Annotated in this window: 10 protein-coding genes and 1 pseudogene; 3 read left to right on the plus strand and 8 right to left on the minus strand. The window is 62.2% G+C overall.

The window, feature by feature from the left end:
* Nucleotides 1-115 precede the first annotated feature (115 nt).
* Together BM300_RS15140 and glnK are read right to left on the minus strand one after the other, a co-directional pair.
* A complete protein-coding gene (locus BM300_RS15140) occupies nt 116-1,450 on the minus strand; it encodes an ammonium transporter (RefSeq protein ID WP_063323830.1) in 1,335 nt (444 codons plus the stop codon).
* Nucleotides 1,451-1,483: 33 nt separating this feature from the next.
* Entirely contained in the window at nt 1,484-1,822 is a 339-nt protein-coding gene (gene glnK, locus BM300_RS15145; RefSeq protein WP_002555808.1) for a P-II family nitrogen regulator, read from the minus strand.
* Between the two features lie 413 nt (nt 1,823-2,235).
* Between glnK and BM300_RS15150 the strand changes: the two genes are divergently transcribed.
* A complete protein-coding gene (locus BM300_RS15150) occupies nt 2,236-2,496 on the plus strand; it encodes an accessory factor UbiK family protein (protein WP_063323829.1) in 261 nt (86 codons plus the stop codon).
* A gap of 18 nt (nt 2,497-2,514) precedes the next feature.
* Here BM300_RS15150 and BM300_RS15155 read toward each other — a convergent pair whose 3' ends face one another.
* Nucleotides 2,515-3,792: a sensor histidine kinase gene (locus tag BM300_RS15155; protein ID WP_092148252.1), complete on the minus strand. Its 1,278-nt coding sequence runs from the start codon at nt 3,790-3,792 to the stop codon at nt 2,515-2,517.
* Nucleotides 3,793-4,057: 265 nt separating this feature from the next.
* Here BM300_RS15155 and BM300_RS15160 point away from each other — a divergent pair, with 265 nt between their 5' ends.
* Entirely contained in the window at nt 4,058-5,551 is a 1,494-nt protein-coding gene (locus BM300_RS15160; RefSeq protein WP_092221279.1) for a YifB family Mg chelatase-like AAA ATPase, read from the plus strand.
* Here BM300_RS15160 and BM300_RS15165 read toward each other — a convergent pair whose 3' ends face one another.
* The 4 genes and pseudogenes from BM300_RS15165 to BM300_RS15175 all read right to left on the minus strand — a co-directional run bounded on the left by BM300_RS15165 (nt 5,552) and on the right by BM300_RS15175 (nt 10,088).
* A complete protein-coding gene (locus BM300_RS15165; protein ID WP_092221277.1) occupies nt 5,552-6,766 on the minus strand; it encodes an aldose 1-epimerase family protein in 1,215 nt (404 codons plus the stop codon).
* Nucleotides 6,767-7,003: 237 nt separating this feature from the next.
* Nucleotides 7,004-7,864: a methyl-accepting chemotaxis protein gene (locus tag BM300_RS31800; RefSeq protein ID WP_371856973.1), complete on the minus strand. Its 861-nt coding sequence runs from the start codon at nt 7,862-7,864 to the stop codon at nt 7,004-7,006.
* Between the two features lie 42 nt (nt 7,865-7,906).
* Nucleotides 7,907-8,980, minus strand: a pseudogene (locus BM300_RS31805) (Cache 3/Cache 2 fusion domain-containing protein); the annotation flags it as partial.
* 187 nt (nt 8,981-9,167) lie between these two features.
* The gene (locus BM300_RS15175) at nt 9,168-10,088 is read right to left on the minus strand and encodes a LysR substrate-binding domain-containing protein (RefSeq protein WP_063323822.1); all 921 of its coding nucleotides are present in this window, start codon (nt 10,086-10,088) and stop codon (nt 9,168-9,170) included.
* 158 nt (nt 10,089-10,246) lie between these two features.
* Between BM300_RS15175 and BM300_RS15180 the strand changes: the two genes are divergently transcribed.
* Entirely contained in the window at nt 10,247-11,641 is a 1,395-nt protein-coding gene (locus BM300_RS15180; RefSeq protein ID WP_063325198.1) for a NorM family multidrug efflux MATE transporter, read from the plus strand.
* A 50-nt stretch (nt 11,642-11,691) separates the two neighbouring features.
* On the opposite strand, the gene BM300_RS15185 is transcribed toward BM300_RS15180, so the two are convergent.
* Complete coding sequence (locus tag BM300_RS15185) at nt 11,692-13,362, minus strand: putative bifunctional diguanylate cyclase/phosphodiesterase (protein WP_063323821.1); 1,671 nt, start codon at nt 13,360-13,362, stop codon at nt 11,692-11,694.
* Nucleotides 13,363-13,609 lie beyond the last annotated feature (247 nt).

Here is a 13,609-nt window from a genome sequence, read left to right on the forward strand (position 1 = left end):
TGTCGCATCCACAACAAAAGGCGTCGGAAAAACCGGGGCGCCCTCTGAGCAATGACAAATTCCAGACAAAAAAATGCCCGGCGAACCGGGCATTTTTTATTGCGTGTGCGTGTGCTTACAGATTGTAGCCACGTTCGTTGTGCTGGGCCAGGTCCAGGCCCACCGCTTCTTCTTCCTCGGTGACACGCAGACCCATGACGGCGTCCAGGACCTTGAGGATGATGAAGGTGACGATCGCGGTGTAGACCACCGTGAACCCCACACCCTTGAATTGAATCCACACTTGCGCACCGATATCGGTCACGGTGCCGAAGCCACCCAGGGCCGGTGCCGCGAACACACCGGTCAGGATCGCGCCGAGGATACCGCCGATGCCATGCACGCCGAAGGCGTCCAGGGAATCGTCGTAGCCGAGTTTACGCTTGAGGGTAGTGGCGCAGAAGAAGCACACCACGCCCGCTGCCAGGCCGATGACCAGGGCGCCCATCGGGCCCACGGTGCCGGCAGCCGGGGTGATGGCAACCAGGCCTGCCACGACGCCCGAGGCGATGCCCAGTGCGCTTGGCTTGCCGTGGGTGATCCACTCGGCAAACATCCAGCCCAGCGCCGCCGCAGCGGTCGCGATCTGGGTCACCAGCATCGCCATGCCGGCGGTGCCGTTGGCGGCGACAGCGGAACCGGCGTTGAAGCCGAACCAGCCGACCCACAGCATGGCCGCGCCCATCAAGGTGTAACCCAAGTTGTGCGGTGCCATTGGCGTGGTCGGGAAGCCTTTGCGCTTGCCCAACACCAGGCACGCCACCAGGCCTGCGATACCGGCGTTGATATGCACTACGGTGCCGCCAGCGAAGTCCAGTACGCCCCAGTCCCACAGCAGGCCGCCGTTACCGGACCAGACCATGTGGGCAATCGGTGCATACACCAGGGTGAACCACACGCCCATGAAGATCAGCATGGCGGAGAACTTCATCCGCTCGGCAAATGCGCCGACGATCAGGGCCGGGGTGATGATGGCGAAGGTCATCTGGAAGGTGATGAACACCGCTTCAGGGAACAGCGCCGCCGGGCCGGTCAGGCTGGCGGGTGTGACGCCCGCCAAGAAGGCTTTGCCGAAACCGCCGATGAAGGAGTTGAAGTTGACGACGCCCTGCTCCATGCCGGTGGTGTCGAACGCAATGCTGTAGCCGTAGATGACCCACAGGATGCTGATCAGACCGGTAATGGCAAAGCACTGCATCATCACGGAAAGAAGGTTTTTCGACCGAACCATGCCGCCGTAGAACAGCGCCAGGCCGGGAATGGTCATGAACAGTACAAGAATCGTGGCCGTGAGCATCCAGGCGGTGTCGCCGGAGTTCAGGACTGGGGCTGCCGCTTCTTCTGCCATGGCCAGGCCAGGCATTGCGAAGGACAACAGGGCTCCTAGCCCTGCGAATTTACGCAGAGTCATATTGTTTTCTCCTGGGGCGTTGGGTTTGGCGGCTTAGATGGCGTCGGTATCGGTTTCGCCGGTACGGATGCGGATAGCCTGTTCCAGATTGACCACAAAGATCTTCCCGTCACCGATCTTGCCGGTGTTGGCGGCCTTGGTGATTGCCTCGATCACCCGGTCCAGATCCTTGTCGTCAATGGCGACATCGATCTTCACCTTGGGCAGGAAATCGACCACGTACTCCGCGCCGCGATACAGCTCGGTGTGACCCTTCTGCCGACCGAAGCCTTTGACCTCAGTAACGGTAATGCCCTGCACGCCGATCTCGGACAACGACTCGCGCACGTCGTCCAACTTGAACGGCTTGATGATGGCAGTGACTAGCTTCATGAAACTTTCTCCCGAATTGGTGGACTTGCCCCAGGAAAACAAACCCGACTCAAGTCTAAGCGCAGTGCCTGGCTTTGTAACGCGTCGTCGGCCCAAGTTGCCCGACAGGTGCCAGTTAACCGATCCTGACGAAACTCCCCGTTTCGCCTGCTGCACTGCATTCGTCACAGCGACTGCATCAGTGCATGGGTCATCAGCCTCTAAGCAGAAACCTTGCCATCTGCATCAAACCCTCTGATTTCAGTCTCTTGGCCACCTGCTCGACGTGCGTTGCGCCATGAACCGCAGCGATACGCACAACAACAGTGCAACGATGCCCAGATCCATGCGCGAAAAGCGTGCATCCCTGGCTTGCGAATTGACTATAGACACTGCGTGATACACTGCCCGCCATTGTTTTCAGGACACCTGCCATGCTTGCGCCCAAAGACCTCCTCGACGCCCTGAGCGGCCACGCCTCCCGCCTCTTGAGTGGTGACACCCCCCTGCCAAAAAGCGAAATCGAAAGCCAGTTCAAAGCCCTGCTGCAAAGCGGCTTCAGCAAACTGGACCTGGTAAGCCGGGAAGAATTCGACAGCCAGATGGTCGTGCTGGCCCGGACCCGAGCGCGGCTCGAAAGCCTGGAGGCCAAGGTCGCAGAGCTGGAAGCGCGACTGGTTCCGGCCCAGGAATAAGCAGCCCCTGCGGGCCACTCAACCACTCGCAGCGTGTTGAAACGGCTCCGGGGTCAGTGCCAGCGGCAGCTCCAGGATAAAGAGCGCGCCCTGGCCCGGCCCCGCGCTCTGCGCCGTCAGATCGCCGCCCATCTCGTGCGCAGCCAGAATACAGCTGTGCAAACCAAAGCCGTGACCGTCGACACGCGTGGTGAAGCCGTGCTCGAACACCCGCGCAAGATTGTCCTGCGCAATCCCCTCGCCATTGTCCTGGACCTCGACCCACACGCGCCTATCGTCAACGACCTTCAGGCGCAGGATGATCTGCGGTGGCCGGTTCACACCGGCGTCCAGCGCCTGCTTGGCGTTGTTGATCAGATTCACCAGGATCTGCAGCACGCGGTGCTTGTCCAGTGGCATTTGCGGTATATCGCTGAACTCCTTGATCAGCGTGATGTGGTGGCGGGCCAGGGACACATCGCAAATGCGCACGACATCCTCGACCAGCTCACGCAACGAGCCCGGCTCCAGCACGCTGGCGTTGCCGGCGTAGGACTGCTGGGTGGCGACGATTTCCTTGATGTGGTCGATGCGGCGGGTCAACTGCGCCAACTCGGCGATCATGCCCTGCTGCTCGACGGCCAGCGCGTCGGCCAGCTTGTCGAGATAGTCCGGTAGCGCGCGACCTTTCGGGTCGCTGCTGATGAAGTCACCGAGGTCATCGGGATGCTCCTTCATCAGCTGGGCAACCTTGGCCACCCCTGGCCCCTTGGAGGTGTGCACCTTCTCGTACAGGACCTGGGCTGACACATTGACGCTGTTGAGCACATTGCCAACGTTGTGCAGCACATTGGTGGCGATCTCCGCCATGCCGGCGCGGCGGGCGGTGGTGACCAGTTCGGCCTGGGCCTCGCGCAACTCGTCGTTGACCTTGGCCAATTGCTGCGGGCTGGGGATCTTCAGGGCCGCCGGTACCAGCCGGACCAGCAGGATGGCGGTAATCACCGAGGCAATCGCAGTGATGACCTTGACCAGCGCCATCAACCAGTAATAAGGCTGCCAGATGGTCAGGATCTCCATCACATGGCTGGTCCCGCAGGCCAGGATGAACACGCCAAAGGCCGCGAGCATCCAGTCGAACGGCACGTCCTTGCGCTTGTGGATAAAGTACAGGAGCGTGAAGGGGATGGTGACGTAGGACAGGGCGATCAAGCTATCGGCGATCACATTCGTCCACAGCAGATCCGGACGCCACATGTAGCAATGCCCGTGGGGCATGAAGCGCTTGTCGGTTAACAGAGCCAGCAAATCGTTCATGGCCACTTCCTCGTTGTGCCGTTGATACCGCCAAGTGCCGACTGGGCAAATCGGAGTCTAGCAGAGGGCCCTTCCCAGGCATTTTGCGTGGACAGGTGAGACGGTGATATGCGCTACCGCACCGCACTTGTCGCCCTCGGCCGTCACTCGCTGTCGAAACATCCTGCCAAATTTTCCCCCTTCAATTGCCGCGCCCAAGCTCATCCCCACGACTAACCTTCCAGAGCCGCAGGACGCGGCGCCCTATTCACTCAAGGAATGATTCATGTCGCTTGCCATCGTCCACAGCCGCGCCCAAGTAGGGGTCGAGGCGCCTGCCGTTACCGTTGAAGTCCACCTGGCCAATGGCTTGCCGTCGCTGACGATGGTTGGCCTGCCGGAGGCGGCGGTGAAGGAAAGCAAGGACCGGGTGCGCAGCGCGATCATCAATTCGGGCCTGAGCTTCCCAGCGCGGCGCATCACCCTGAACCTGGCGCCGGCGGATCTGCCCAAGGACGGCGGGCGGTTCGACCTGGCGATTGCCCTGGGCATCCTGTCGGCCAGTGTGCAGGTGCCAACCCTGACGCTGGACGACGTCGAGTGTCTCGGTGAGTTGGCCTTGTCCGGCGCGGTGCGCCCGGTGCGCGGGGTACTGCCAGCGGCGCTGGCGGCTCGCAAGGCCGGACGCATGCTGGTGGTGCCACGGGCCAACGCCGAGGAAGCCTGCCTCGCGTCGGGCCTGAAGGTGATCGCCGTGGATCATCTGCTCGAAGCAGTGGCCCACTTCAATGGGCACACACCGGTCGAGCCTTTCGTTTCCAATGGGCTGCTCTCGGCCAGCAAGCCCTACCCCGACCTGAATGAAGTACAAGGCCAGGCCGGGGCCAAGCGTGCCCTGCTGATCGCTGCCGCGGGGGCCCATAACCTGTTGTTCAGCGGACCACCAGGCACTGGCAAGACCTTGCTGGCGAGCCGTCTGCCCGGGCTGCTGCCGCCCCTGGCCGAGAGCGAGGCCCTTGAGGTCGCGGCGATTCAGTCGGTTGCCAGTTGCGTGCCGCTGAGCCATTGGCCGCAGCGGCCGTTTCGCCAGCCCCATCACTCGGCTTCCGGCCCAGCGCTGGTGGGTGGCGGGTCGAAACCGCAACCCGGGGAAATAACCCTCGCCCACCATGGCGTGCTGTTTCTCGACGAGCTGCCGGAGTTCGACCGCAAGGTGCTGGAAGTCTTGAGAGAACCGCTGGAGTCAGGGCACATCGTGGTGTCCCGCGCCCGTGATCGAGTACGGTTCCCGGCACGCTTCCAACTGGTGGCGGCGATGAACCCCTGCCCCTGTGGATATCTTGGCGAACCCAGCGGTCGTTGCTCCTGCACACCGGACATGGTGCAGCGCTACCGCAACAAGTTGTCCGGTCCGTTGCTGGACCGTATCGACCTGCACTTGACCGTGGCCCGGGAAGCCACCGCACTTAACCCGAAGAGCACAACGGGCGAGGACACGGCCACTGTCGCCGAACGAGTGGCCGAGGCCCGGGAACGCCAACAGCGACGCCAGGGCTGCGCCAATGCCTTCCTGGATCTGCCGGGCCTGCGTCGGCATTGCAAGTTATCCACAGCCGACGAAACCTGGCTGGAAACCGCCTGCGAGCGGCTGACCTTGTCGCTGCGTGCCGCCCACCGCCTGCTCAAGGTCGCCCGGACATTGGCCGACCTGGAACAAGCGGCAAGCATCCGCCGCGAGCATCTGGCCGAAGCGTTGCAGTATCGGCCTGCTACACCCTGATCACGGCTTGGTCAGGTCCACCAGCGGCGTATCGCGCACTTCGGTCTTTTGACCGTTCTGGATCGCATCGATGCGCTTGAGCGCCTTATCCACAGCGCCCTTGTCCGCCAACAGGCTGTAGTGGATCTGGAACTGCTTGTGCTCTTTCGGCCCGATCGTGGGCACCAGGCCCAGTGGCCGCTGATACCGGCGGTTATAGGAAAAACTGGTGCCCGGTTCCAACCCGGTCACGTAGCCCTGGCCTTGGGTATCGGTATTTTTCCACAGGGAGAACACGGGCAGCGTACCGGTGTTGAAGCCTACCGACACACCGAGGCTGCCGGCCTTGTTGTGCAGCACGGTGAGGGTGTCGCCCTTGGCGTCAGCGTAGGGCACGACGTTATAGACGGTTTCGTCATAATCCTTGGTCGGGGCTCGGTAGGTTTGCCAATCCGGCAAATCGCCCTTGGCCTTGTCGTTGAACGGCGAGACCTGCTTGACCGGTGCCGCGAAACGAGCGCCCTGCTCCAGGAAAGGCGTGCTGAAATTGCTGTGGTAGAGCGCTTGGTATTCCTTCGGGTAATCGCCGTTGTTGGTCAGTGTGTCGCTGAGCGCGAACGTCACGCTGCCGGGTTCGGTGACCAGTTCGGTCTGTACCGAAAAGTCGACCTTCTTGAACGCCTGCTCCTTCAACTCGCCCCGCAGGGTGATGGCGTAAGGCGGTTTTTCATCAATGTGCAACGTGACTTTGTTGGCAGGAATATTAGCGGCGCGACCATGCAGGGTCAGCAGCTCACCATTGTCCATGCCGGGATGGCCGACCCACTCGTAGCCGCAACGGGTGACCAACTCGTTGAATCCTTCGAGCCAGCCCAGCCCGCCTCGACCGTTGAGTTCGATGAACGCCGGGTTGACCACTTCCTTGACGGGCGAATCCCAACCCATGCGCACATTCCCGACCGAAGCCTGCAGCACGTTCATGCCACGGGTCGGGACGACTGAAAGCTTCAGGGTGCCATTGTCGATGTCGACGATGCTGACGCCTTCCTGCCGGCCGCCGTGCAGGGTGCGCATCGTCACGGAAAAGGGCTTGCCGGTTTTCACACCGAGTTGCTGGCTGGTGATTTGCCAGGGTTGAGCGGCTTTATCCGTATCCAGCAGGACGTAGTCCCAAGCCATCGCATGGGAGGCAGCGCCCAAGGCGCCAAGGGTGATGAGGAGTTTGAGCGGAGTCATGGTCACGACCTTTTATTGGAGTTGTGCGGTTTTTATAGACTTGAAGAAACGTTTCAGCAAGCTTAAAAACAGCAATATTCCTAAAAAAGGCACGACCACCAGATGGCAGCTTTTGTGGGAGCGAGCCTGCTCGCGAAGGCGCTGGGTCAGATTGAGATGATGTTGGCCGGACAGCCGTCATCGCGAGCAAGCTCGCTCCCACAGGGATATGGGTGAGCTTGCTCATGACGGGAGGCTTCAGCGGAACCGATCAACCTCTTGGCGCAGGTCCTGGGCCAGTTTCTCCAGTTCCTTGGCGGTGAGTGCCAGGTTCGAGACCACTTCGCGCTGTTCGCTGTTGGCCATGGCGATGCTTTGCAGGTTACTGCTGAGCAGGGTCGCAGTGCTGCTTTGTTCCTGGGTGGCGGTGGTGATCGCCGCAAACTGCTGGCCCGCCGAACGGCTCTGCTCATCGATTCGGGCCAGGGCCGTGGCCACGTTGGCGTTGCGCGACAGGCCTTCCTGCATCAACAGGTTGCCCTGCTCCATCGTGCTGATGGCATTGCCGGTTTCCTGCTGGATGCTATTGATCATGCTGGAAATTTCGTCAGTAGCCTGGCGAGTACGGGAAGCCAGGCTGCGGACTTCATCGGCCACCACGGCGAAACCACGGCCCTGCTCGCCTGCGCGGGCGGCTTCGATGGCGGCGTTCAAGGCCAGCAGGTTGGTCTGCTCGGCGATCGAGGTGATCACACCCACGATGCCGCCGATTTCCTGGGAACGCTGGCCCAAGGTATTGATGACCGTGGCCGTGCTGTTCAGCGCACCGGCAATTTGCTCCAGGGACGACGACGCTTCGTCCATCGAGGTTCGGCCAATGCGGGTTTGCTGGGCGTTTTCCTGGGCCAGGCGCTCGGTGTTGCCCATGTTGTCGGCAATGTTCAATGAGGTCGCACTGAACTCTTCCACCGCGCCGGCCATGCTGGTGATTTCGCCGGATTGCTGCTCCATGCCTTCATACGCCCCGCTGGACAACCCGGACAGCGCCTGGGCACGGCTGTTGACCTCCTGGGAGGCCTTGCGGATGTGCTCGACCATGGTCGACAAGGCCTGGCTCATCTGGTTGAAGGCACGGGCCAACTGCCCGATCTCATCATGGCTCGACACGTTCAGGCGCACGCTCAGGTCACCGGCGCCCAAGGCTTCGGCCTGGCGCACCAGGTCCCCCAGCGGCGCCAGTTTGCTGCGCAGCAACCACATCGCCGAGCCGACCGCCAGCAACATCGCCAGCAGGCTGCCAATGGCCAGTTGCGTACCGACGCTCCAGGTCACGGCACGAATCTCGGTTTTGGGCATGCTCGCCACCACCGCCCACGGCCCACCTTCGAACGGTACGGCAACGCTGTAGAAATCTTCGGCGGTATCGGTCCAGAACGCGCCTTTGCCCGGCTTTTTGATCAGGCCCGTGATGATTGCGGTAGCGTTGTCCAGCGCCTGCACGCCGGCCGGCGGTACCAGCCATTTGTTTTGTTCGTCCAGCAGCGCCAGGGAACCGGTCTGGCCGATACGGAAGCGCTTGAGGTTCTCGAACTGCGCGTTCTGCGCATCGGTGTAGTCGAAACCTACGTACAACACGGCAATGATCTTGCCGCTGCTGTCGCGTACCGGCGTGTACTGCGACATGTAGAAGCGCCCGAAAAGCAGGGCCCGACCAATGTAGCTCTGCCCGCTGATCACCGGGCCGTAGGCGGGACCGGCGCGGTCGAGCACAGTGCCGATGGCCCGCGTACCGTCCTGTTTGCTGACGGAAGTACTGACGCGGATGAAATCGTCGCCGCTGCGCACGAATACCGTGGCGACCCCGGCTGTCATCGCTTTGAAGTCGTCCACTTCCTTGAAGTTGTTGTTCAACACTTCGCTACCCAGGTTCAAGCCTGGGGTTTGCACGCCCGCCACTGTCACCGGCTGGTCTGGATGCACGCTCAGGCCCGCGCTGAAGCGCTTTTCGAACAGGCCGGCCAAGCGCTGGGTACTCTCGCGCAAGGTACCGTGGAACGTATTGAGCTGATCGGCCATCAGGCGCGCTTCGCTGGCCAGGTGTTCTTCACGGGTGGCGAGGTTGGCAGCGTCCAGCGAACGCAGGGCAAAGACGGTACTGCCGGAGATCACGACCGCCAATATCACAGCGAGGGCAAGGCCTAGCTGTGAGGCGATCCGGGCACGGGGTTGAGACATGACGGCTCCTGGCCGAGAGACCGGATCATCCTGATCACGCTCGCACGCTCGGCATTTTATTCGGGGTGAGGTGTAAGTTGGCCTTTCTGAACGAAGGTTCCATCTTCACGGATTCGGCGGCAAAGCCAAATACTTGAGCGGCTTGGAAGGATTAATATCAAGTGGCTAGCACGCCAACTGCAACGTTTCAGCCCAGACGCTGCACATCAGGTAATTGCATGGCCTTCACCTCACCTTGGAGGAAGTCGCTGAGCCGGCGCAAACGTTCACCTCCCGGCCGGGTTTTCGGCCAGACCAGGTAATAGTGTTCACCGCTGGCGACAGCCGTCGGCCATGGCAGGCTCAGGCGCCCCTGGGCGACGTCTTCAGCCACCATCAGCAGATCGCCCATGGAGACCCCATAGCCGCGTGCTGCCGCGATCATGCCCAGCTCCAGGGTATCGAACACCTGCCCCCCTTTGAGCGAGACCTTGTCGGACAGCCCCATGCGTTGCAGCCAATTGCGCCAGTCCCGGCGATCCGGCGTGGGGTGCAGCAATTCAGCGCTGGCCAACCGAGCCACATCCCAGGGCTGGTCGTTCAACAGGTTCGGCGCGCCCACCGGGATCAATTCCTCGGGAAACAGCAAACTGGCCTCCCAGTCTGCCGGAAAATGCCCGTTGCCCAGTAGTACGGCGCAATCGAAGGGCTCGACGTTGAAGTCCACCGAGTCGACGTCCATCCAGGCACTGGTCAGTTGCACCTCGTTGCCGGGCTGCAAATGCCGGAAGCGACTCAAGCGCGCCAACAACCAGCGCATGGTCAGCGTGGAAGGCGCCTTCATGCGCAGGATGCCATCCTCACCATGCAAGGTATGGCAAGCCCGCTCCAGCGCCATGAAACCCTCACGTACGCCCGGCAACAGTAACCGTGCGGCCTCGGTCAATTGCAGGTTACGGCCGCTGCGCAGGAACAGCCGACAGGCAAAGTGATCTTCCAGCGTGCGAATGTGCCGGCTGACGGCGCTCTGGGTGATCGACAGCTCTTCAGCGGCGCGAGTGAACGAGCTGTAGCGCGCCGCGGCTTCGAATGCCCGCAGCGCATAAAGAGGAGGAAGACGACGAGACATCGCAAAAGCTCCATGGCGTTGTTTGCAAACCCTACCAGAAACGCGTCCAGCATGAGTTTTAATCATGCCAGCGATCTTTTTTATCCCTTTGTGCAATCCGCCGAGAGCGCCGAGAATCGTTGCTTTACTGCCTTGTTTGAACATGGAGCGTGATAATCATGCGGCATCCGGTGCGTACCGAACTCTGGGCCCTCCTGCGGCTGGCGGGGCCGTTGATTGCCTCGCAGTTGGCGCACATGCTGATGGTGCTCACCGACACCGTGATGATGGCGCGCCTGAGCCCCGAAGCCTTGGCCGGCGGTGGGCTTGGGGCGGCCACCTATTCGTTCGTGTCGATCTTCTGCATCGGCGTGATCGCTGCGGTGGGCACGCTGGTCGCGATCCGCCAGGGCGCAGGCGATGTCGAAGGCGCCACCCGGTTGACCCAGGCCGGGTTATGGCTGGCCTGGCTGATGGCGCTGATGGCCGGGTTGCTGTTGTGGAATCTCAAGCCAGTGCTGCTGATGTTCGGCCAGACCGAAACCAACGTGCTGTCCGCCGGACAGTTCCTGCTGGCGCTGCCGTTCGCCCTGCCCGGCTACTTGAGCTTCATGGCCCTGCGCGGTTTCACCAGCGCCATTGGCCGGGCCACACCGGTCATGGTGATCAGCCTCGGCGGCACCGTGGCCAACTTCCTGCTCAACTACGCGCTCATCACCGGAATGTTCGGCCTGCCGAAACTCGGCCTGATGGGGATCGGCCTGGTCACGGCCATCGTTGCCAACTGCATGGCCCTGGCGCTGGCCTGGCATATCCATCGGCACCCGGCCTACCGCGCCTATCCGTTGCTCGAAGGCCTGTCGCGGCCCAATCGCCAGTACCTCAAGGAACTGTGGCGCCTGGGCCTGCCGATTGGCGGCACCTATGCGGTGGAGGTCGGGCTGTTTGCGTTCGCCGCGCTGTGCATGGGCACCATGGGCAGCACGTCGTTGGCAGCCCACCAGATCGCGCTGCAAATCGTCTCGGTGGCGTTCATGGTGCCGGCCGGGATGTCCTACGCCATCACCATGCGCATCGGCCAGCACTACGGTGCCGGGCAACTGCTGATGGCACGCCTGGCCGGTCGGGTCGGAATTGGCTTTGGCGCGGCCGCCATGCTGGCGTTCGCCATGGTGTTCTGGCTGCTGCCCCATCAATTGGTCGGCTTGTTCCTGGACCACGACGACCCGGCGTTCCGCGATGTGATCAACCTGGCTGTGAGCCTGCTGGCGGTGGCGGCGTGGTTCGAGCTGTTCGATGGCACGCAAACCATCGCCATGGGCTGCATTCGCGGGCTCAAGGACGCCAAGACCACCTTCCTGGTGGGCCTGGGTTGCTATTGGCTGATCGGCGCGCCGGCGGCGTGGTGGATGGCGTTCCACCTGAACTGGGGGCCGACTGGCGTCTGGTGGGGCCTGGCCCTGGGGCTGGCCTGCGCGGCCGTGAGCCTGACAGCGGCGTTTGAATGGAAGATGAAGCGGATGATTCGCAGTGAGCCCGGACGGCAGCGTTTCGAGGCCATCCAGGCCAAGTGAAATCCATCCCTTTGTGGGAGCGAGCAAGCCCGCACACACATGGGTTTGTGTCAGCTGATTTCCAGCATCGACTGCTGATCACCCTCGAACATCAAGTACTCAACCAACTCCGGCAACGGCAACGGCTTGCTGATCAGGAAACCCTGCACCTGGTCGCAACCGAAGCCGCGTAGCAGGTCCAGTTGTTCCTGGGTTTCCACCCCTTCGGCCACCACTTCCAGATTGAGGTTGTGCGCCAGGTTGATCATCGCGTGCACCAGTTTGCGGTTCTCTTCGCGCTGCTCCATGCCACCGACGAAGCTCTTGTCGATCTTGAGCAAGGCGATCGGCAGGCTGTTGAGGTGCACGAACGAGGAGAAGCCGGTGCCGAAGTCGTCCAGGGAGAAGCGCACCCCCAGGCGGCCCAGGGCATCCATGGTCTGCTTGACCAGTTCGCTGCGGCGCATGACGGCGGTTTCGGTGAGTTCGAACTCCAGCCATTGCGCCTCGACACCCCGCTCGGCAATCAGCCGGCTCAGGGTCGGCAGCAACTGGCTGTCCTGGAACTGTCGGAACGACAGGTTGACCGCCATGTGCAACGGCGCCAGCCCACGCTCGCGCAGGGCCTGCATGTCCCGCAGCGCCCGGGAAATCACCCAGTAGCCCAGCGGCACGATCAGGCCGCTCTGTTCGGCCAGCGGCACGAACTCACTCGGTGGCAGCAAGCCACGTTCGCCGTGACGCCAGCGTACCAACGCTTCGAGGCCGACAATGTGGCCGCCATCGAGGTTCAGCCGTGGCTGGTAATGCAGTTCCAACTCGTCACGGCGCAGTGCCCGGCGCAGTTCGCTTTCCAGGTCGGCGAGGCTGCGGGCGTTGCGATTGATGCGCTCGTTGAAGATATGAAAGGTGCAGCCCTGGGTGCTCTTGGCCTGCTGCATGGCGATGTGGGCGTGCCACATCAGCGGATCGGCGCCGGCCTGGGCGCGAGCATGGGCAACGCCCAGGCTGCAGCCGATCAGCAGGCTTTCACCGTCCACCCAATAGGGTTCGGCCAAGGCTTCGGTAATACGCTCGGCCATCCACTCGGCCCGCTGTGGTGCGCGGCGGGTGTCGATCAGCAGGGCAAATTCATCACTGCCCAACCGCGCCAATTGATCGCCGGCCTCGAGCGAGCTCTTGAGCCGCGACACCACTTGCAGGATCAAGCGGTCACCGGCCTGGTGACCGAGGGCGTCGTTGGCGTGACGAAAGTTGTCCAGGTCCAGGTGACCGAGCGCCAGGCCACGGCCGTCGTTTTCCGCCAGGCGCGCCGCCAGCAGCGTCTGGAAACCCTGGCGATTGGCGATGCCCGTCAATGGGTCCTGTTCGGCGAGGCGCTGCAAGGTGTTTTCCAGCACGCCGCGTTCGCGCACATGGCGCAGGCAACGACGCAGGGTCGCGCTGTCGAGGACATCACGCACCAACCAGTCGCTGACACCGTCGGGGGCAACCGCCGGCTCGTGCTCAAGCAACAGGATCGTCGGCAGGCTGCAACGGCCCGGCGCCGGCTGCAACGCCGTAACGGTCAACAACACCGCGTTGCGATTATCTTCGAACAGGCTGCTGACCGATTCCCAGCTCGGGGCGCTGATCAACACGACCGAGGGTCCCAAGGGCGCCAGGCACTCGCGCAATATTGCTGACCACGCAGGCTCTTGGGCCAATAACAGCAAACGCAAGGGTTCGACAGGCGTTGACAAGCTGACTCCCTAGACTCTGCAAGGTGGTAGGCGCCGGGCATTATGACGCGCCGATGGGCAATGACCAATGCCAATGGTTCTCAAACACGCGGTTTTGGTGGTTTTTTTCCACTCAAAACCCTGCGCTGGACGCAATTGGCCCCACATCCTGCGTGAAAGTAGCAGAAGCGGCAAATGACAATGCGCTATGCGTCACAAGTCGGACAGAGCAGCACAATTCGCTGAGCCTGTTAAAATGCCGGCCCAT

The sequence above is a fragment of the Pseudomonas sp. NFACC46-3 genome (assembly GCF_900114515.1).
GTDB classification, from domain to species: domain Bacteria; phylum Pseudomonadota; class Gammaproteobacteria; order Pseudomonadales; family Pseudomonadaceae; genus Aquipseudomonas; species Aquipseudomonas fluorescens_Q.

Bases quoted from the DNA above. Each gene is read 5' to 3' on its own strand.
- BM300_RS15140 (WP_063323830.1), bottom strand. From the start codon at position 1,450: ATGACTCTGCGTAAATTCGCAGGGCTAGGAGCCCTGTTGTCCTTCGCA.
- glnK (WP_002555808.1), bottom strand. From the start codon at position 1,822: ATGAAGCTAGTCACTGCCATCATCAAGCCGTTCAAGTTGGACGACGTG.
- BM300_RS15150 (WP_063323829.1), top strand. From the start codon at position 2,236: ATGCTTGCGCCCAAAGACCTCCTCGACGCCCTGAGCGGCCACGCCTCC.
- BM300_RS15155 (WP_092148252.1), bottom strand. From the start codon at position 3,792: ATGAACGATTTGCTGGCTCTGTTAACCGACAAGCGCTTCATGCCCCAC.
- BM300_RS15160 (WP_092221279.1), top strand. From the start codon at position 4,058: ATGTCGCTTGCCATCGTCCACAGCCGCGCCCAAGTAGGGGTCGAGGCG.
- BM300_RS15165 (WP_092221277.1), bottom strand. From the start codon at position 6,766: ATGACTCCGCTCAAACTCCTCATCACCCTTGGCGCCTTGGGCGCTGCC.
- BM300_RS31800 (WP_371856973.1), bottom strand. From the start codon at position 7,864: ATGAGCCAGGCCTTGTCGACCATGGTCGAGCACATCCGCAAGGCCTCC.
- BM300_RS15175 (WP_063323822.1), bottom strand. From the start codon at position 10,088: ATGTCTCGTCGTCTTCCTCCTCTTTATGCGCTGCGGGCATTCGAAGCC.
- BM300_RS15180 (WP_063325198.1), top strand. From the start codon at position 10,247: ATGCGGCATCCGGTGCGTACCGAACTCTGGGCCCTCCTGCGGCTGGCG.